Here is an 18,224-nt window from a genome sequence, read left to right on the forward strand (position 1 = left end):
CTGAAGCCGGTCAGTGTCCCCCGAGGTTCTGGTGCAGCACGTTGTCCCCGGCGGCATGCTTCGCCGTATGGGCGTCGAGATCGCCCTTCAGCAAGGTGACAAGGCCCGCTGCGAAGCTCACCCCCAGCAGAGCCCAGCGTGCCCATTCCGTGTGATCGTGGTGGAGCGCCTCGAGCAACAGCTTGCCGAACGTCACCAGCGTGATGACAACCAGTGCCGCGGACACCATGCGCGGGATCCACCGCCAAGGGCGGGCGTTCCGCTGTGCCGCATCCGCAGCAATGCTTGCGGCACGCTCCTCTAAGTAGGCGCCGATCTCCAGGGCATCCTGGTTCACATCAGCGAGCAGGGGCTCCAGGCCGAAGGCGTCACCCAGAGCCTCGTGGAAGGCGTTGTGCATACCGATCGGGCTGATGCGCGATAGGCGGCAGCCCAGCCGGAAGGCCAGGATGTCCTCGCGCAGCCGGTGCAGACGCTCAATGTCCTCGGCGGCGGGTTGCGCCATGTTCGGCCAAAAGCCGCTGCTGTGGGTGAGCGCCAGCAATGCCTCGCGGGCGTGCAGATTGATGGCGGCGATCGGCAGGTAGCGCCGTTCGAGAGCCTCGCTGCGGAAGGTCGACAGGAAGTTGGGGGGCTCCTTCGCCCCCTCGGCGGGGATGCGTTCGACGAGTGTGACGCATCCCTCCACAGAAGCGGCATGGGTCACTGTGTCGAAGACCCGCACCTCGTGCAGCCCTGCACGAGGATCGGCCAAGCGGTAATCGTCGGTGAACTTGCGGGCGAGCTGCGCCTGCAACATCTGCCGCTCGGCGTCGGCAAGCCGCTGGTCGAACGCCGCATACGTGTAGCTGAACAGGCGCCGACCCTGGAGCGGTTCGGCAGCGACGTCGCCGATCAAGTTGGTCAGCTGCTCGGCAAGGCGGAAGGTAGGATTGCCGGCGCGCGTGGAAACCTCCTTGCCGTCCTTCAGCCGCCAGCGCAGGCCGCGGTCGTGACACAGCGCGGTGATCGCTTCGACCAGCAGAGGCGCCGGAAGCTCCTGCCCGCCCGCCAGACGGATCTCGACGATCAGCAGTCCCTGTCCGGTGCGGAAGGGCACGAGGCGAACACTGCCGAATGTTATCGACAACGCATCGGTCGGTTGCAGGCCACAACGCTGCAGCCGTCCCTGTGCGGTCACAGACAGCGGCAGTTGCAGAACTAGTGTCGATCCTGATGGACCGCTCAGCCATTGCTGGACGTGCCGCTGGGAGTCGAGGGTCCAGACGCCGTCCGGTTCGTCTCCTGCACCCAGCTGCTGGCTGGCCTTGTGGTAGAGATCGCCGACCGGCCAGCTCTTGCGCAGCCAGAGCGGCCGGGTCTCGGTTTCCCGCAGGCACTCACCGACTGCAGGGAGCCATCCCGCTCCCGCCAGGGAACCGAGCGTGGCAGTTGGTGTCACCGGCCAATCCCGTTTGCGGCATTGGAACGGGTACAACAGGAACACCGTGTGCTCGGCAACCGAGGTGATGGGGTGCGTGGTCCCGTGCGCCACCGGATCACGCTCGATCACATTCATGCTAGTCATCGTGTTCTGTCGTCCGTCGGGAAACCGCGGCGCACTTTACCCGGCACTGGTTGCAGAGTCGATATGCACTCGCCAATAACGGATATACCGTCCGCGGACCGATGTACCCCCAGGCGCGGCGCCGCATATAGGTCCTGGTTGCGTGAGCGGTCCCGATCTTCACGCTAGCGTCCCGGTGCCGATGCCGCGGACTGCTCCCGCTGATAGATCATTCTGATTGGCGGCACCGGCGGCACCGATGCGGACTGGTGGCGTACGATCGCGACAGCGAACAACGCCCTCCACGCCCTTGACGGGACCTGCTACCCCAGCCCGGCGCGCGAAACCGAACGCATTTGCAGAAAGTTTCCCGAAAGGCCTTCCCCGGCCCAAGGCCGAGCCATATCCCAGCGCGACGCCGGCCCCAACCCCCGGCCGACCACAGGAGACGCGATGCTTTTTGCTCCGAAGGACCACTGGTTCGGCTTGCCGCCGCCCGACAACACGTCGATTCGCGGCGCCTTTGGCCTGCGCGCCATTCTGGAGGGCCACTACGGTCGCCAGAGGCTGGAGTTCTTTTACGACCGCAAGTCGTTCTTCCCGCCCGACACCCCGTTCAGCCCCGACTTCCAGGCGTTCCTGGACAACGAGGTGACCGCTTGGCTGAAGACCCTGTGTGGTCAGATCTGGATCAACCCCCACGGCCGCGAGCTGTACACCCTGGAGCACTCGGTCAACCCGCGCCTGCGCGCGATGGCCTCGGCCATGGGCAGCCAGGGCTATCTCTACGTGGGCGCCTACGAGGTGGTGTGACGCCGAGACGGGACTCCGCTCTCTCCTGAGCGGGGCCAAGTCCCTGGTGACGGGCGCGTTCAATCCGTGTGCCGACTCGCGGAAGAGACACTCCGTGGAGTTGTCGCGCCAGCGGTCGGCAAAGCGGATGTGGCGCAGCCGAACATGTTTATTGAACGGCGCCGCTGAAGCCTTGTCCCCTTGAAGGGGACATTCTATAATCAGCGCGTCAACAACGCGGCCATCGGCCGCCAACTGGATGAAGGGAGACCACGCGATGCTGTATCAGAACGACAAGAGCGGCACTGATATCGCCAAGCACCTAGCCGACCGCGGCTTCAAATTCGACGTCACCGACGGTGCCGAAGATCGCTACTGGACGGCCGATGGCGACACTGGCGTGGTTGTTGAGGAGGACGACGCCGGCGACTTGCGCTGCACCCTGCTCGATCGCGACGGTAACCCGGTGGATCGCGGCCTGCAGTTGGAGGACATCCGCCTGAGGCGGCATCAGCCGCAGTCGTAAGGCGGGTATTTGATGGCCACACTCGCCAGGGAAAGGGGACTGACGCCCGAGCAGGTCGTGGAGCAGCGCCGGCGTGATGGCGCTGCGCTGCACGTCATTCGCGAGATCAACAACAACATGACCATGGAGGCGTTAGCGGCCGGCTTGAACGCTGACCTCGGCACCACCTACGATCGCCGCAAAATCGCCGACTGGGAAGCTGGCCGGCGCCCGATTCCGCTCGCAGTACTGCGACACCTTGGCCTCCGCGTGCGGGCCTGAGTGCAGATAGTTCTCGCCAGAACAGGTGCTTGATTTCAAAGGAAAATCCTGCCGTCTATCGCTCCACGTTTTGCAGCCTCCCACGGTCAGCCCGGTTCGGCCTTTTTGCGGAAGAGGCGCTCGGTCGGATTGTCGCGCCATCGGTCGGCGTGGCGGATGTACTTCAGCGCGACGTCGCTGCTCTGGTGCCCGGTCTGCTCCATGATTTTTTTGAGCGACGCCTCCTCCTCGGCGGCGGCGGTGGCGAAGCCGCTGCGCAAGGAGTGGGCGGAGAAGCGGCTGCCCAGGCGTTGCGCCACCTCCGGCCCCTGGGTCCAGCGGATCAGATCGGCGTCGGTTTCGCCGATGGCCTGGCTGGTCTCGCGCACCACCCGGTCCACGCTGCGGTCGGAGAGCCGGCCGCCGAACGCCCCGCCCTTCCCCACCGACACGAACAAAGGCGCGTCCGCATCCTCCACGGTGTAGACGGCGCGCCAGCGGCGCAGCGCCCCCACCGGACACACCGCCGGGTCGTCGGCGGCCCAGATTGCCGCGGTGCGGCCGCGCTTGGTCTTGCCGCCGCGGATGGTCACCTCGAGGCCGCGGCCCGGCACGACGACGACGTCCCCGACGTCCAGCCCAACCAGTTCGCTGCGCCGGGTGGCGGCGCCGAAGCCGAGCAGCAGCAGCAGGGCGTTGCGCCGGCCGGCGGCGCTGTCGGGCTGGGCGGCGACGAGCCGCCTGAGCAGATCCGGCAGGATCGGCGCCGCCTGCTTGACCTTGCGCCGCGCCTGCAGGGCGGCGACGCCGGCGAGCTGGTCGGCGATCAGGGGGTGTTTGGCGTCGAGCGAGCGGCCGGCAAGGCGATGGGCGAGCAGGATGGCCGAGAGGTGGACCTTGAGCGTGGGCAGGGCGCGGGTTTCGGAGGCTTTGGCGAGGTACATGCCGACCACCCGCGGGTCGGCGCCGAGCGGCGGCAGGCCGAGGCTGATGGCCCAAGCTTGGTAGGCGGCCCAGGCGGCACGGTAGGCGCGTTCGGTGTTGCGGCTGTAGCGGGCGGCGACGGTGCGCGCCGCAGCCTTGGCCAGCCGGGTGATCTCAACGATCTGCTCGGGCGTGTGCGCACCGGGCAGGAGGAGGGTGTCGATGATCTTCGACGTGATCACCACGCCGGTGTCGTCAGGGGCGGCGGTCACGGCGACGGAACGGACGAGGTCGGCCGCGCGGTCGGCGGGGTGATCGGCGGGCGGGCTGGGCGGCATCGGGTCGGCTTCTCCTTTAGGAAGAAGATACGGCTCATTCCATTCTTTTTTCAAGCCCGACAACCATGCTTGTCGGACGCAATCCGCCAGCGTCGGCGCCAACGCCGCAGCGTCCAGGCCGCCCGCGGCCCGCCGGACGGGCGCAGCGCCGGCAAATCCGCGGATTTCCGGGCGTTCCGGGCGCCGGCCCGCCGCCCCGCCCGCGGCGCCCCGGACCCGTTCATAGGGAATTCACCGACATGAAGTATTCTGTTAGTTTGCTTCCACATGGGTTTGTAGGGCTGTGCTGAAAGGATTGATCGTGCTGGAGTTTTCCACCCTCGAAAAGACCGATCCCGCCGCCCGCGCCGCCGCCCTTGAGCGCGCCGCCCTGGCCGTCGCCCGCCTCGACGCCACCCTCGACGGTCATCCGCTGCTCCCCGCCTGGCAGCATTGGGTACGCCTGGAGGCGGTGCGCGCCCACGCCGGCCTCGACGGCCACCGCGTCGACCCGCAGCGCCTCGCCGCCTTCCTCGAAGGGCTGCGCCTGCGCGCGCCGGACACCGCGGTCCCGCACGAACGGGGCGCCGACCTCGACGCACTCTCCCATGCCCTGCGCCTCTATGGTCTGATGCTCGCCGCCGCCGACCGCCGCCCGGCGCGGGAGCTTGACGAGACCACCGAGGCCCCGGAGCACCGGCGCCTCGCCGAGGACGCGCTGTGGACGCTGACGCAGTCGAGCCCAGGCGCCCGCCTGCCGGCGCTGGCGCGGGCGATGCGGGCATGGATCGTCGAAGACCGCCCGCGCGGCGCCGTGCGCGCCGCCCTGCCGGCGGCACTGCAGGCCACCGGCGTGACGAAGGCCCTGCTGCCGGTTCTCGCCGGCGCCGACACCCTGCGCCCGGACAGCCCGACGGACGCGGACGGCTGGGTGCTGGCCTTCGCCCGCAGCCTCGAGCGCGAAGCCATGGATGGTCTCGCCATCCTGCGCCGGCTCGAACACGCCTGGCGTGGTGCCCGCGCCGCCATCGGGCCGCGCCGTTCCAACAGCCGCCTGCTCGCCGCCGTCGATCTGCTCGCCGCCACGCCGCTGCTCGGCCCCACCCGGCTGGCCAGCCTGCTCGGCTGCACCGTCCGCGGTGCCGGCCTGATGATGGAGGAGCTGGTGGCCTGCGGGGCCGCCGTCGAGGTCACCGGCCGCGGCAGCCACCGCCTGTACGGGCTGTCCGGCACCGAGGGCATCCGCGGCGAAACCGCCGGGCCGCGCCGCTACGGACAGCGGCGCGGCCGTCCGCCGAAGATCGTGGTGCCGGCACCGCTGGCCGCGACCGAACCGCCGCCGCCGTCACCACCCATGCCCGCCCGCCTCGAGCGCCTGGAGGTGGATTACACGGCGCTCGACGCCTTGCTCGCCGACACCAACCGGGTCGTCGAACGCGTCCAGGCGATGCTGAAGAGGCGGTAGAACGGGAGTGGACGGGGTGGACGGTGAAGCCGTCGATCGCGGTCACCGACTGGTACGACCGTTCCGTCCGTGTTCGCGTGAAGAGAAGGGCCCTCGCCGACCAGTGGCGCGAGGGCCTGAGGTCGGACTCAGCGCAACCGGCAGCGATTCACGACGTGCAGCACCACCGCCCAGGCTTCGTCCTGCGGCCGCTCGCGATAGCCCTCAATCACGCGTGCCAGCGTCGTCGCACCGGCTTCCGGATCGATGCCCACCCCGCAGCACCAGCTCCGGGTGCCGTACGAGCAATTGCCGACGGCTTCACTGTCGTGCAGGGTCACCGGCTCGTCGCCAAAACGCCGGGCAAAGGTTGCAAGACGCCGCAGACGCCGTTCGGCACGCTCGTCCGGCGACAGGGAACGGCGGACCGTCAGGCTCATCTTGCGCGTCAGTCCGGCAACGGCCCGGGCGACATCCGGCCCGTGATAGGAGACTGCACCCTGCCGGGCGATGACGCCGCGCTCGACCCTCACATCCAGCCCGCGCGCCTGCGCCGCCCACGTCGCCGCGTAAACCTCTACGCCGGATACCGGAGACAGCAACGGCTGGGCATCGAGGGTCATGAGACCGTCCACGACCGCGAGTTCTCGACGGTCCACCCGCGAGAGCCAACGCTGGGGAACCGTGATGGTCCACGATGAGCTGGGCGCGGCATAGCTCTTGTACCGGCCACCGTACGGGTAGACCCGGCCAAAGCTTACGGTGAAACCAACCGCCGCAGGGTCATCCGTCAGCCAGACCTCGCAGGAGGTGCCGTGCGCTGCGCTGCGGAACAGCGCTCGCGCCACCTCTTTCACCCGCTGGATCCGGCGGGCCTGCAAACGGTCAGTCGGCGTGCCGGCCGGCAGAGCATGGCCCGGCCGCAGGGCCGTCTGCGCGCGCCGCTTGAGAGCCTGAAGCACTCCCAACGCCATGACCAGCGCCCTGCCCTCCTGCTCGGCCGCGCCCTTGGTCAAGCCGTGCGCCGGCCCGGCGTTCCGCAGCGCCTTCACGAGGTCGGAAAACTTCGCCCCGTCGTGCGTGCGCATCAGCCCAGCAACAGCGTGCAGAAACCCCGGACGGATGGCGGACGCCCGCGCGACCATGTCAAGGGCGGTCAGAGCGCGGTCCACAAGCGGCTGATCATACCAGGGCGGGTTCGCCAGCAGGCGGGCGCTGAGCCGCGCCACCGGTCCGCCGTTGCGGCCAATGTGCTTCGGCAGGCTGCTGGCCAGCACGGGCGACGCCGCGGCAGCATCGCGGGAACCGAGAATAGTCATGAAATCCCCTGCGCAGCCACGCGTCGCGGCCGGCGGGATACCGGGGCGAGGCGGTGGCCCCGGCGGATATGGTCCGAATTTTGCGAGGCAAGCCCACGACCAGTCGATTCCGCAACAATTTTGCCGGACGGCCCCGCCACGTCAGTGGGGATCAGGCGTTGCACCAGACCGGTGGGATGGGGCGCTCCGTTCGGAGTTCGCTCGGGCCCGACGTGCCGGTTCCCGGTCGCGCCCTCCCGAGCCGACGCTCAGGCACGAGCATCCCCATCCTGCGTGCCGCGGACGGACGCAGCGGGCAGACTGGGCCGACGAAGGCCCTTCTGCGCTGGATCAACATCATGACGATCCGCGTTGAGGGATCGATCGGGCGCTGATCGGCACGTTGGTGGAGCGGACGACGCGGTTCACGATGCTGCTCCATCTGATCCGATGTCCGACTATGGCTGGGGCGATAGCTTCGAGGTGCTGGGCGAAGATCATGCCGCAGGGCTATAGCAGGCATCCAGCGGGACCGAACCTCGATACGGCGCCGACATTCGCAAGGCGAACCGATAGCGCTGTTCAGCCGGACGACGCCCAGCGCAAGGCGGCAAGGCGACGGCAACAGTGTCAACGCTCGGGGAAGGGGCCCCAGTCCTTCCAGGAGGCCCACCACTGGGTGTTCCTAGCGTGCGATGCCGCACTGCCGACCGGACGGATGAGGACGTGTCAAGAGCTTCCCGCTGCGCCGGCCAGGGTGGCGGACGAGGCGGCGCTCATAGGCCGGGTGCCTCTGCCTGAATACGGGTGCGGACCGGACTGCAAGCAGGGCATTTCGGTCCGCGCCCCCGCCGGGCGGGAACTTCGTTCCCGTGTTCCCCTGTATATCTTGTTCTAAGATTCCGGAGAGCCTGAACCCCGCACCAGCCCTGGACGGAAACGGGGTGTTGGGGTGGAAAGTACGGGGTTACGGGATCGCGTGTGCGGAGGGACAGTCGCCGACGGGGTGACATGTACGGGGATCTGGGGTGCCTTGAACGGGGCAGGCACGACGCATCATGCCGATGCGGACGCGCCCTGCAGCGCGCCTTCCACCTAAGTCTTTGGAACAACGTAGATTCCAGGGTGCCAATGCATTGCGAATGCTGGTGCCTTCGCACCGCTTGGCACCGCTCAGGCTGGATGGCCCGCGTCGATCTGCAGCGCCTCGGCGCCGATCTCGAAGCCCTGAAGCACGCCCTGCGTCTGAATGGTTCGATGACCGCCGCCCGGAGCGGGAACTCATTGCCACCACCGACGTCCCGGAGCACCGGCGCCTCGCGGAGGACGCGCTGTGGTCGTTAACGCAGCCCACCCCCGGCGCCCGCCTGCCGGCGCTCGCCCAGGCGATGCGGGCGTGGCTCGTCGCCGACCGCCCGCGCGGCGCCGTGCGCGCCGCGCTGCAGGCCACCGGCGTGACCCGCGCCCTGCTGCCCATCCTCGCCGGTGCCGACACCCTGCGCCCGGACAGCCCGACGGACGCGGACGGCTGGACGCTGGCCTTCACCTATAGCCTGGAGCACGAGGCCGCGGATGGCCTCGCCATCCTGCGCCGCCTCGAGCACACTTGGCGCAGTGCCCGCCCGCCATCGGTTCGCGCCGCTCCAACAGCCGCCTGCCGGCCGCCGTCGATCTTCTCGCCGCCACGCCCCTGCCCGGCTGGCCAGCCTGCTTGGCTGCTCGCTGCGTGGTGCCGGGCTGATGATGGAGGAGCTGGTGGCCTGCGGCGCTGCCGTCGAGGTGACCGGACGCGGCTCGCACCGCCTCTACGGCCTGCCCGGCACCGAGGGCATCCGCGGCGAAACCGCCGAACCGCGCCGCTACGGACAGCGGCGGGGCCGTCCACCAAAGATCGTGGTGCCGGAGCCGCTGGCTACGACCGAATCGCCGCCGCCGCCCCGGCGGTACCCGCCCGCCTCGACCGCCTGGAGGTGGATTACACGACGCTCGCCGCCTTGCTCGCCGACACCAACCGGGTCGTCGGGCGCGTCCAGGCGATGCTGAAGAAGCGGTAGGGCGAGACCGGATTGTGCGACTGCCGGTACAATCTGCGCGCCCGCCGTGCGTGCGCATGATCTGTATGCGCTCTGTTCTATGGGTTCTTGTTCTGGTCTATTTTTAAGGTGCCACTCCCGACAAAGGCCCCGTTGTCGGCCAGGACCCACGCGGCGCCAGTCCGCCGATAAAGAGACCGACCAGCGATGGGCGCCGCTCCGAACCGAGCCGGCGCCCATCCCTCAGCCGATCCGCGCCTAAACCGACATGACTGACTCATGCAGAATCGGTCCGGCAACCCGCCACGTCGCGTAATCAAGCACACCGTACGTCTCAGTCGCTGCCAGCACGCGGCAGGTCACCGATGCATCAAGCGCGACACCGAAGTAGGCGGTCCGTTCGGGCGTCCGCCACGTGGGGTCGACCACCGTCCCGGACTCCGTCACGCACCACGCGTGCTCGAGGGGGACGCCACCGTCCTTCTCCAGGGCGTAGCCCTCCGCATAACAGTAGCGACGCGGGTTGGACATCATCAGCTGGAAGGCGTTCTGGAAGCACATCTTCCGCGTGCCGAAGGGGATGTCGGGCGGCAGCGGCGCCGGCGTCCAGAAACGGCCCTTGCCGAACAGAAAGGCGGTCGGGAACGGCAGACCCGGACGGCGCTGACCCGGCATCTTGGAAGGATCGATCAGTGCGAGGAACTCGCGGAGCTTCGTCTCAGCGCCCATGTGTTGATACTCCCAGACATTCCCCCCAAGACGAAGGTACCACCCGCCCCTCTTAGGCGCCCCGGTCAACGCGTTGCGGCGGCGTGTCAGCACGAAAAAATTTCGGCCATCGGCAGCACGCGGCTGCAGATCAATCCCATCGCGAGCAGTGCGTTCGGGAGCTCGGCTTCGCCCTGCGCCGTCAGCCCGCCGTGATCGTGTTCGAGGTCATCCTGAGCCACGCGACCGAGCTGCCCCGGCGGTGCCGACCGTACGCGGCCACGATCGCGAATTGCTAGGCGGCCATGGCCTGCGCCCGGACGGTGCGCAGTATGCGGCGGGGAACCAGGTGGCGCTGAGGGGTGGAGGTGTTGTTGACGGCGGCGTGCAGAGAGACGAAGCGCTGGGCTGAGCCTGGAGACTTGAAGCGCTGCATCTTCCTTGCGCGTCGCCGGAGCGGCTGGTGCGAGACTTCGGCCCGGTTGTTCTGGCGCCGGCCTTGTTCATGGTGCGTCATCAGGCCGATCTCACAAAACGCGGCCCCATAGAAGCGCAGCTTGTCGGCGGAAACCCGGGCCGGGGCAAAGCCCTGCTTCTTGAGCAGCGTACGCATCAGCTTGCCGGCGGCAGCCTTGTCCCTTCGGCGTTGGATGAAAACCTCCAGCACCTCGCTCTCATCATCGACGCCCCTCCACAGGTCCCTGTATTGGCCCCGGTGAAACCGCGCCGAGCTTCCCGAGCGGGAAGTTTTCTGTCCCCGACCCTGTCAAACCAAGCATTCCTTCCCGCTCGGTAAGATATCGCCTTGACCCAGGAGAGAGGAGGCATCATCTTCCCGAGCGGGAAGAACGGTGCATGCCATGGAATTTATCGACACACCCGGCCGCTTCGGCAGCCTCGTCCGCTCGCGGCGGCAGGCCCTCGGCATAACCCAGCGCGACCTCGCGCTGGCGGTCAACGTCGGGGAGCGGTTCATCGTCGATCTCGAAAGCGGCAAGCCGACGTGCCAGCTCGGCAAGGCCCTCGCCGTTGCCAGGGGCGTCGGCATCCGGTTGACCGACCAAGCCCCTGTTCCGTCTGCCGATACACTGTCCGACCTCGGCCCCGGCGATGCCTATCCAGACCTCCCCGACCTGGGAGACGAGGCGTGAGTACGCTTCCCGTCCATTACGAACATCTCGTCGTTGGCACTATCACCCTCGCCGAAGAGGGGCCGTCCTTCGCCTACGACATCCGCTGGCAAAACACGCGGGGGGCGTTCCCGGTATCGCTGGGGATGCCGCTTGGCGGGGGGCCCTTCGGCCCGAAGGTCCTGATGCCGTGGCTGGCCAACCTGCTGCCCGAGGACGCCAATCTGCTTGCCGTCGGACGGAACCTCGGCGTCTCGCCGCAGGACGTCATCGGCATCCTTGAGCGGATCGGCCGCGACACGGCGGGAGCGCTGACCATCGGACGTCTCCGCGCGGGGGAGGCTCCCAATTACCGTCCGATCGACGGCGAGACCGAGCTTGAGAAGATCATCGAGGAGCTGCCAGCCAAGCCCTTCCTGGCGGGCGACGACGGCGTGTCGATGTCGCTGGCCGGCGCCCAAGAGAAGCTGCCCGTCGCCTTCATGGCGGACGGACGAATGGCGATTCCGGTCAACGGGGCGCCGTCCACACACATCCTGAAGCCCGACGCCCGCCGACGGCTGTGGGGCAGCGTGCAGAACGAGGCCCTCTGCATGACGCTTTCCCACCGTTGCGACCTGAAGACGGCGGCGGTGACGACGGGCAAGGCGGGAGAGCGGAGCTACCTTCTGGTGACCCGCTACGACCGGGTGCAGCGGGACGGGCGCTGGCTGCGCGTCCACCAGGAGGACTTCTGCCAAGCGCTCGGCAAGCCGCCTGGGGCGAAGTACGAGCGCAACCGCTCGGGCATCAAAGGGCCGCGGCTCGTGGACATGTTCAAGGTGGTGGACGACCACCTGACGGCGGCCGACCGCATGCGGCTGCTCGACGCCATAGTCTTCAACGTGCTGATCTGCAACACCGACGCCCACGCCAAGAACTACAGTATCCTGCTGACGGGCCGGGGGTTCTCGCTGGCCCCGCTCTACGACCTCATGTGCGCGGCCGCGTGGGAGAACGTCACGAAGAACCTGTCGCAGACAATCGCCGGCAAGGATCGCGGCGATCATCTCAAGGGCCACCATTGGCAGCGCATGGCCGACGAGTGCGGCTTCAACCGCACAATGATCCTGCGGCGGATCGAGACGGTCGCGGAACGGGTCCGGCGTGAGCTGCCCGAGGCGGTCGCAGCGGTCAGGGCGATGCCGGGCGGGGACCACCCGCTGCTGGGCGAGTTCGCCGCGGCGATCGAGGCTCGCTGCCGGACCGTCTTGCGGCTCCTCACCCACGTCGAGGAAGACGCCGAGAACGAGCATCCACGGTGAGACCGCTGGGCTGGGCCGGTACGGGGGCACCGGCGGGGACGGCCGGGGCCCCGCGCGGGCGAAGCCGCAACCGCGAAGTCCGGGATGACCCGCGCAAGAACCGCGGGCGCCGATCTGACGGTGCGCCAACTCGCTGTTCAGCCAGCAGCAGGGCGTTGATCCGATTGCGAATCCGTAATGCGAACGCACTGCAAACGCAGTCCATTCGCCCAATCGGGAGACACAGAGTTCGTGGTGAGGCGGCGGTGGCGCGGCCGGCACGGAGCGCCTTCACGGGGTATATCCCGTCGAACGCGTCGTCCGTGGTCTGCCGCCACGCCCTGAGCATCTTGGGGTTTCCCACCGGCAGGGCTGCCCACGCTCCCTTAGCTGACCGCGGTCAAGACTCACAAACCCGGTTTCTTCGATGCTTCCGACATCGGAATCCACACGGCTCCCGATCTCGATTTCGAACAGGGGGCCCCTCATGGCGAAGCTTCTGGACGGCAAGGTCGCCGTCTTCGCCCGCAACGCCAAAGCTTTTCAGGATCTCGCCGTTAGGGCTCCGGAACAAGTGCTTGCCGTGCCCGGCGATGTCACCGTGCGCGCCGACCTCGAACGTCTGGTCACGGCGACGGTTAAGCGCTTCGGCGGGGTGGACGTGGTGGTGCCGAACGCCAGCGTCGCCAAGGTGGTCTCCTTCGCCGACAGCGACGAACAGGCCATCCACGAGCAGTTCTCGGTCAATTTCGTCGGGGCGCTGCAGACCGCGCGGCTGTTCCTGGGGGCACTACACGAAAATGTACAGATTGTCCGGGATGTAGGAACACGAGGTGGACGTAGGCTTGGCGGCGCTTAACCTCCTTTACGCGATAGATATCGAACCTGGGGTGGCCGGCGATGCGTCGTTGTGATCTGCCCGTCGCCCGCTTCCGAGTTCGTCCAAAACATGCTGGTATTCGCTTGGTGGCAGCGCGCGTGCATCCTCGGCCATATGCCGTAAGGCAGCGAGGCCAGCCTCGGTAAACCGAGCCCGCAGCCAATGGCTACCGTCATCCCGCAACTCCAGCAGCCCACGGTCCAGCATCCCCTGAATGACCGTTCCCGGCTTCGGCTGACCCTTGTTCGGCCCGGTGGCCCACCGCTTCACCAGAATGCCGCTCTCCAGCCGTGGTGCCTGCCCAAAGCGCACCATGAATTCGGTGCGGATCAGAGCCCGCTCCCGCGACGTCAAGGTGGTGTCGCTCACCGGTTCATCTCCCTCAATCCTCTCCCCGCGATACGCGGAACCAATGCTCAGCATATTGCCGACACAGTTCAGCCTCCACGCCATCTCCGGTGCGTTCGGCATCGGCCGCGCGGGCGAGCCACTGAGACTGTTTCTGAAGAGCTGATCCGTTCACACGGGCGGGTAATGGTCGAACTCCGGCCGAAGCGACAGTGGTTGGACGAGGTTTGTTGAAATTCGGTCGCGGCACTGGTACGCGGGGCCTCGAGGGTGGCATGGAGCTTACCGACTTCCTTGGAGAGTGAAGCGTCATCCTGTAACCCGGCAGAGTCTACGCCGTGCATCGCTACGATGCGCGAAAATTTTCTGACGCGGCGGTGATGCTGACATCTGCCGACGCGCGGACCGACACCGGGGGCGCGACCGACCGGCCGGGCCAGTGGTCCGTAGCCGAAGCGGCGCTGGCGAGATGGCCAAACCGCCCCTCTCGTCATCAGCGACTGAGCCACCAACCGGCAGCCACGCCCACGTTCGCATCGCAACCTTGCATCCCGGACAATTAGCACACTTTCATGTAGTGCCCCCTTGCATTGGGACGCTTCGGTTCGGCTCCAAGGGGCATCTGGTCTGGTCGGAGGGCGTTCATCAAGAGTCACGCGCCGATCTTCGCCCGCCTTCGTCACGCCGACGACGGTGATGAATCCGCGCCTTCAACAGGCGGCGGACCTTCGCTTCCTCCTCATCGAGAAGGAACGCAATGTCCGGGATGGACCGTCCGGCGAGCAGTAGTTCCTCGGCCCGAAGCGCAACCCCGGCGGTGCCGACGCCCTCCTGGAGCGAAATGCGGTAGACTGAGCCTGGCGCGCACCCCGTTTCGGCGACGATTGCGCCGATGCGGCAACCCGCCGTGAGCAGAGCGACGATGCGGCTCCGGTCCAGCCGCGGCCGCCCCCGCTGAACGCCCGCCCGCCGGAGCACGCGCCGAATGGCATGCTCCGAGCGCCCCGTCCAGGCCATGATCGCCACGATCGTGTGCCCGCTGTTTGCCAGGTCCAGAACGCGGGCCTTGTCCGCCGGCGTCAGCCACTGCCGGGGAACGCGCGGAACCCGCCAGCGGCGGAGCGCGGTTCGGATTGCCGTATGACCGCGCCCCAGCCGCTGAGCGATGCGCCGGACCGACCAACCCTCGCGCTGCAGCCGGCGCGCCTCGCGGGCCTGCTCCTCCGTCAACGGCGGCGGATGCACGACCTTGGGCCGCACGCCGGCGCGCCGCAGCACTGAGCGAACGCTGCTCTCGGGAGAGCCCATGATCGCCGCGATCGCGGAGCTGCCGTGTCCCTCGCCGTCCAGGCGCAAGACCTCGCCCTTGCTGATTCCCCGCTGCGACCACCGCCGGGCCGGGGAACAGCCGGCATCGCGCAGATACTGCCGGACAACACCGGGCGACAGCGTAAGCGCGCGGCTGATCGCCGCGGCCGTCATCCCAGGGTCGCGGCGGTACATCGCGACGGCTGCCGTCCTTTTGGCAGACTGTTTCGACATGGCTTGCACCCCTTCTCCACCAGGGTCGGCGCGGCGGACTGCCGGGCCGAGGCCGTGGTGGCGGGGTATATGGTCCGCTGCCGCGTAGGCACGGCGCCGACGCGTGTTTTTGATGACGGCCTGCACTCTTAGCACGGAGACATGGACCACTCCGCATCGCCTCAGCAGCGCACGGCTCGAACTCGTCCGGCAGAGAGAAGACCGGCTACGAAGCCGTTGGGGCGGCCCTCTGAAGCTATCGGAGCGGCCTGCTGCCAATGTCCGAAGGGACGATACAGCGCCGCTCGCCGACACCACCCACGGCATCGAACGTGCCAACCATGGTGAAGACGCGGCAGCGCCGTCGGCCCCACGCCCGATATCTCTACGGCTGATACTCGCCGCCGGCGACACCTGCCCGGCATGCAAGTTCGAACGCAGACCGGCGCGCGGTACCGAGGCAGCCGCTCGCTTTCCAGAGCCCCCTGCTGCCAAACTTGCTGCAGGTACCGCAAGTGACACACCGGCGGGCCACTGTCAGCACGGCGCAATCGGCGGACGCCGACAGCGTCCGTGTGCCGGCGACAACCAGGACGACATTGGCCCCGACGTCGTTGTCAGGCGCGCCGCTGGGCGAGAGCCGTCAGCGCCCCACGCTCATGTCCGCTTAGGTCGTCGGCATGGGCCCGCGCGAGGACCGCCGCGGCTGCGGCCGTACGCGCCGCGTCCCAGGTTTCTTCGATCCCATCGACAAAGCGGCGGCCGGAGGCTGCGGCGGACCAACCCCACCCCCGCCAAGATGGCCATAGCGTGAGCGTCCAACAGCCCACGCGGGTGGTTTCGCCGGGAATAGAACCGCCGTTGAGGCTGGTCTCAGTCCAGATCATCCAGCTCTCCACTCCAGGACCCAATCACGCAACACGGTCTTACGGCAGGATATTGTCCAAGCCGCGTGAGTTCGTCGTCCCGAATGGAGCAGCGCAGATCCGTGGTGAAAAGGAGCAGTTTGGATCGTGCCCCGAGGCGTGGTGTCTGAGGGGGCTCTGTGCTCTTCGGCGGGTTGAGGCCGCCGGTCTACTCCGCTGCGATGGTCAGCGGGTCAGGGATTTGAGGGTGGCACAGCTCGGCTAGGCTTTCCATGGTCATGTAGCGCCGGGCCACCGCCCACTCGTCATGCTGTTCCAGCAGCAAGGCTCCAACCAGGCGCTCAACCTCTGCTTGTCCCGGAAAGATACCAACGACGTTGGTGCGCCGTTTGATCTCGCCATTCAGCCACTCCAGAGGATTCGTGCTGTGCAATTTGGTGCGGAGGTCCTTGGGGTACTTCATGTAGGCCAGCACGTCGAACTCTGCCTCGTCCATCAGCGCCGCCAGCTTGGAGAACCGTGGCCGTAGGCTGTCGGCAACCCGGCGCCACTGCTCATGCGCTGCCTGCGCGGTGTCCTGGGCAAAGGCGGTGCGGATGGTCGCCGCGACCATCGTCTGATGGTCCTTGCTGACGCAGGCCAGCAGATTCCTCATGCAATGAACCCGGCACCGCTGGAGTGTCGCGCCCAGCACCTTGGAAGCGGCAGCCTTCAGCCCGAGATGCGCGTCGGCGATCACCAGTTTCACCCCGCGCAGGCCCCGGCGGGTGAGCGAGCGCAGGAACTCGGTCCAGAAGGTCTCGGCTTCCGACAGCCCCAGCCCGAGCCCCAGCACCTCGCGCCGGCCATCGCTGTTGACGCCGATGGCCAGTATGGCGGCCAGCGAGACGATGCGGCCGTCCTGGCGCACCTTCACATAGGTTGCGTCCAACCACACGAACGGCCAGTCGCCCTCCAATGGACGGCTCAGGAACGCCTGCACGCGCTCGTCGATTTCCTGGCACAGGCGGCTGACTTGGCTTTTCGAGATGCCGGTCATGCCCATCGCCTTGACCAGATCATCGACGTTGCGCGTCGAGATGCCTTGCACGTAGGCCTCCTGGATCACGGCTATCAGCGCCTTCTCCGCTGTGCGCCGTGGTTCCAGGAAGGCCGGAAAGTAGGAACCGCGCCGCAGCTTAGGGATGCGCAGGTCGATGGCGCCGGCGCGGGTCTCCCAGGTGCGATCTCGGTATCCGTTGCGCTTGATCTGCCGATCCTCACTGCGCTCGCCATAGCCGGCGCCGCACAGGTTCTCGACCTCCAATTCCATCAGGCGCTGGGCGGCGAAGCCGACCATCTCGCGCAAGAAGTCAGCGTCAGCACTCTTCCCAATCAGCTCCTGAAGAGCGATCCTGTCCTCGGTCATCGTGGTCTCCGTCACAGTTGATGGTCGTCAAGCAACCTCAACTTAGCCGAAGAACACGGTGACCGCCCGCTTCCGAACGGCCGGCCCGCCTGCGCCAGCTATGGGGGAGCGCTCCGGCGGGCCGGCCTCACGCCTCAGACACCACGCAGTGGGACGCGATCGCAGTTTGCACCCAATCAAGATTCGATCGTTTGGCATAAGGCCCCCTTCCAACCGTCCCCAAAACAACATGTTGAGACTGAACCATGAACGCTGCAATATAGATGGATGATCCAAGAAGGGAGGCCTTCGGTGCCGATCCGGCGCGAACGGAGGTGGCTGTATCCGATCGACTGGCCCTTGATCTCACAGCGCGTCCGCTTCGAGATTGAGGGTCCACACGGGAGAGGCCGCTGCTGGACCTGTGGCAAGCCACATGGGCACGAAATCCGGGTGCTGGCGGACGGCCGCTGGTTCGATCCGGAGCAGCATACCTGGCGCGACGATCATGGTCGCGACGCAGCTTGGCCGGATGTCGTGGACGCCTGCACCGTCCGCAGGACGCGGGTGATCCTCGCGGCCTGTCACCGGGACCATGATCCGGCGAATGTGACGCCGCCCGATCTCGCGGCTTGGTGTCAGCGGCACCACATTCTGCACAACCGCGCGTTCCACCGCCGGCAAGTCCGGGTGACGATCCTGCTCCGGCGTGCCTTGGGCGATCTGTTCGAGGGAAAATATCGGCGCCTCTAACGTCGGGGACCCGTCGTCCGGTTCTCTACCACCGAGAGGCAGCATGTCGCAGCCCCTCAGTCACAGATCGAACACTTGACCAGCGCGTCCTGCCGGCTGTCCAGAACCGCCTCCAGCGCCTCGCCGGCATCCGCCTTGCTGCCGCGCAGCTTGGCGGCGATGGCGCCGATAGGTTCGGCTTGGATCACACGTCCGTTCCCCTGTTCGGAGCAGCCTGCAACCTCCACG

The 18,224-nt window shown here is 67.5% G+C and carries 19 protein-coding genes and 1 pseudogene; 8 read left to right on the plus strand and 12 right to left on the minus strand.

Annotated elements, in window-relative coordinates; translation table 11 throughout:
• Positions 1-10 precede the first annotated feature (10 nt).
• Entirely contained in the window at positions 11-1,558 is a 1,548-nt protein-coding gene (locus tag ABNQ39_RS36680; RefSeq protein ID WP_376967777.1) for a hypothetical protein, read from the minus strand.
• 441 nt (positions 1,559-1,999) lie between these two features.
• Between ABNQ39_RS36680 and ABNQ39_RS36685 the strand changes: the two genes are divergently transcribed.
• The 3 genes from ABNQ39_RS36685 to ABNQ39_RS36695 all read left to right on the plus strand — a co-directional run bounded on the left by ABNQ39_RS36685 (position 2,000) and on the right by ABNQ39_RS36695 (position 3,125).
• The gene (locus ABNQ39_RS36685) at positions 2,000-2,359 is read left to right on the plus strand and encodes a hypothetical protein (protein ID WP_376967779.1); all 360 of its coding nucleotides are present in this window, start codon (positions 2,000-2,002) and stop codon (positions 2,357-2,359) included.
• A 256-nt stretch (positions 2,360-2,615) separates the two neighbouring features.
• Positions 2,616-2,864, plus strand: coding sequence for a hypothetical protein (locus ABNQ39_RS36690; RefSeq protein ID WP_376967781.1), 249 nt, complete (start codon positions 2,616-2,618; stop codon positions 2,862-2,864).
• A gap of 12 nt (positions 2,865-2,876) precedes the next feature.
• Positions 2,877-3,125, plus strand: coding sequence for a hypothetical protein (locus ABNQ39_RS36695; RefSeq protein WP_376967783.1), 249 nt, complete (start codon positions 2,877-2,879; stop codon positions 3,123-3,125).
• An 86-nt stretch (positions 3,126-3,211) separates the two neighbouring features.
• On the opposite strand, the gene ABNQ39_RS36700 is transcribed toward ABNQ39_RS36695, so the two are convergent.
• Entirely contained in the window at positions 3,212-4,366 is a 1,155-nt protein-coding gene (locus ABNQ39_RS36700; RefSeq protein ID WP_376967785.1) for a tyrosine-type recombinase/integrase, read from the minus strand.
• 301 nt (positions 4,367-4,667) lie between these two features.
• Here ABNQ39_RS36700 and ABNQ39_RS36705 point away from each other — a divergent pair, with 301 nt between their 5' ends.
• Positions 4,668-5,810, plus strand: coding sequence for a hypothetical protein (locus ABNQ39_RS36705; protein ID WP_376967787.1), 1,143 nt, complete (start codon positions 4,668-4,670; stop codon positions 5,808-5,810).
• Positions 5,811-5,938: 128 nt separating this feature from the next.
• Here the strand turns inward: ABNQ39_RS36705 and ABNQ39_RS36710 are convergent, their stop codons facing one another.
• Positions 5,939-7,108 carry a hypothetical protein gene (locus ABNQ39_RS36710; RefSeq protein WP_376967789.1) on the minus strand — a complete coding sequence of 390 codons (1,170 nt, stop codon included), beginning with the start codon at positions 7,106-7,108 and terminating at the stop codon, positions 5,939-5,941.
• 1,121 nt (positions 7,109-8,229) lie between these two features.
• Here ABNQ39_RS36710 and ABNQ39_RS36715 point away from each other — a divergent pair.
• Positions 8,230-9,141, plus strand: coding sequence for a hypothetical protein (locus ABNQ39_RS36715; protein WP_376967791.1), 912 nt, complete (start codon positions 8,230-8,232; stop codon positions 9,139-9,141).
• 237 nt (positions 9,142-9,378) lie between these two features.
• Here ABNQ39_RS36715 and ABNQ39_RS36720 read toward each other — a convergent pair whose 3' ends face one another.
• From ABNQ39_RS36720 to ABNQ39_RS36730, 3 genes and pseudogenes are all read right to left on the minus strand, one after another.
• Entirely contained in the window at positions 9,379-9,849 is a 471-nt protein-coding gene (locus tag ABNQ39_RS36720; protein WP_376967793.1) for a hypothetical protein, read from the minus strand.
• An 86-nt stretch (positions 9,850-9,935) separates the two neighbouring features.
• The gene (locus tag ABNQ39_RS36725; protein WP_376967795.1) at positions 9,936-10,070 is read right to left on the minus strand and encodes a hypothetical protein; all 135 of its coding nucleotides are present in this window, start codon (positions 10,068-10,070) and stop codon (positions 9,936-9,938) included.
• Between the two features lie 53 nt (positions 10,071-10,123).
• A pseudogene (locus tag ABNQ39_RS36730) lies at positions 10,124-10,540 on the minus strand (DDE-type integrase/transposase/recombinase); the annotation flags it as partial.
• Between the two features lie 148 nt (positions 10,541-10,688).
• Between ABNQ39_RS36730 and ABNQ39_RS36735 the strand changes: the two are divergent.
• The 3 genes from ABNQ39_RS36735 (at position 10,689) to ABNQ39_RS36745 (ending at position 13,100) form a co-directional block, all read left to right on the plus strand.
• Complete coding sequence (locus ABNQ39_RS36735) at positions 10,689-10,979, plus strand: helix-turn-helix domain-containing protein (protein WP_376967798.1); 291 nt, start codon at positions 10,689-10,691, stop codon at positions 10,977-10,979.
• Positions 10,976-12,262, plus strand: a complete 1,287-nt coding sequence (locus ABNQ39_RS36740; RefSeq protein ID WP_376967800.1) for a type II toxin-antitoxin system HipA family toxin — start codon at positions 10,976-10,978, stop codon at positions 12,260-12,262. Before ABNQ39_RS36735 ends, ABNQ39_RS36740 begins: the two co-directional genes overlap by 4 nt.
• Positions 12,263-12,728: 466 nt before the next feature.
• A complete protein-coding gene (locus ABNQ39_RS36745; RefSeq protein WP_376967803.1) occupies positions 12,729-13,100 on the plus strand; it encodes an SDR family NAD(P)-dependent oxidoreductase in 372 nt (123 codons plus the stop codon).
• 6 nt (positions 13,101-13,106) lie between these two features.
• Here the strand turns inward: ABNQ39_RS36745 and ABNQ39_RS36750 are convergent, their stop codons facing one another.
• From ABNQ39_RS36750 to ABNQ39_RS36775, 6 genes are all read right to left on the minus strand, one after another.
• Entirely contained in the window at positions 13,107-13,490 is a 384-nt protein-coding gene (locus ABNQ39_RS36750) for a hypothetical protein (protein WP_376967805.1), read from the minus strand.
• 13 nt (positions 13,491-13,503) lie between these two features.
• On the minus strand, positions 13,504-13,782 hold the full coding sequence (locus tag ABNQ39_RS36755) for a DUF4167 domain-containing protein (protein WP_376967808.1): 279 nt from the start codon (positions 13,780-13,782) through the stop codon (positions 13,504-13,506).
• A 332-nt stretch (positions 13,783-14,114) separates the two neighbouring features.
• Positions 14,115-15,011 (minus strand): hypothetical protein, encoded by an 897-nt coding sequence (locus ABNQ39_RS36760; protein WP_376967810.1) that lies wholly within the window; start codon positions 15,009-15,011, stop codon positions 14,115-14,117.
• Positions 15,012-16,064: 1,053 nt separating this feature from the next.
• Positions 16,065-17,264 carry an IS256 family transposase gene (locus ABNQ39_RS36765; protein ID WP_376967813.1) on the minus strand — a complete coding sequence of 400 codons (1,200 nt, stop codon included), beginning with the start codon at positions 17,262-17,264 and terminating at the stop codon, positions 16,065-16,067.
• Positions 17,265-17,609: 345 nt separating this feature from the next.
• A complete protein-coding gene (locus tag ABNQ39_RS36770) occupies positions 17,610-18,041 on the minus strand; it encodes a hypothetical protein (protein WP_376967815.1) in 432 nt (143 codons plus the stop codon).
• Between the two features lie 11 nt (positions 18,042-18,052).
• Positions 18,053-18,184 (minus strand): hypothetical protein, encoded by a 132-nt coding sequence (locus ABNQ39_RS36775; RefSeq protein ID WP_376967817.1) that lies wholly within the window; start codon positions 18,182-18,184, stop codon positions 18,053-18,055.
• Positions 18,185-18,224 lie beyond the last annotated feature (40 nt).

It is taken from the genome of Azospirillum sp. A26 (assembly GCF_042604635.1).
Classification (GTDB): domain Bacteria; phylum Pseudomonadota; class Alphaproteobacteria; order Azospirillales; family Azospirillaceae; genus Azospirillum; species Azospirillum palustre.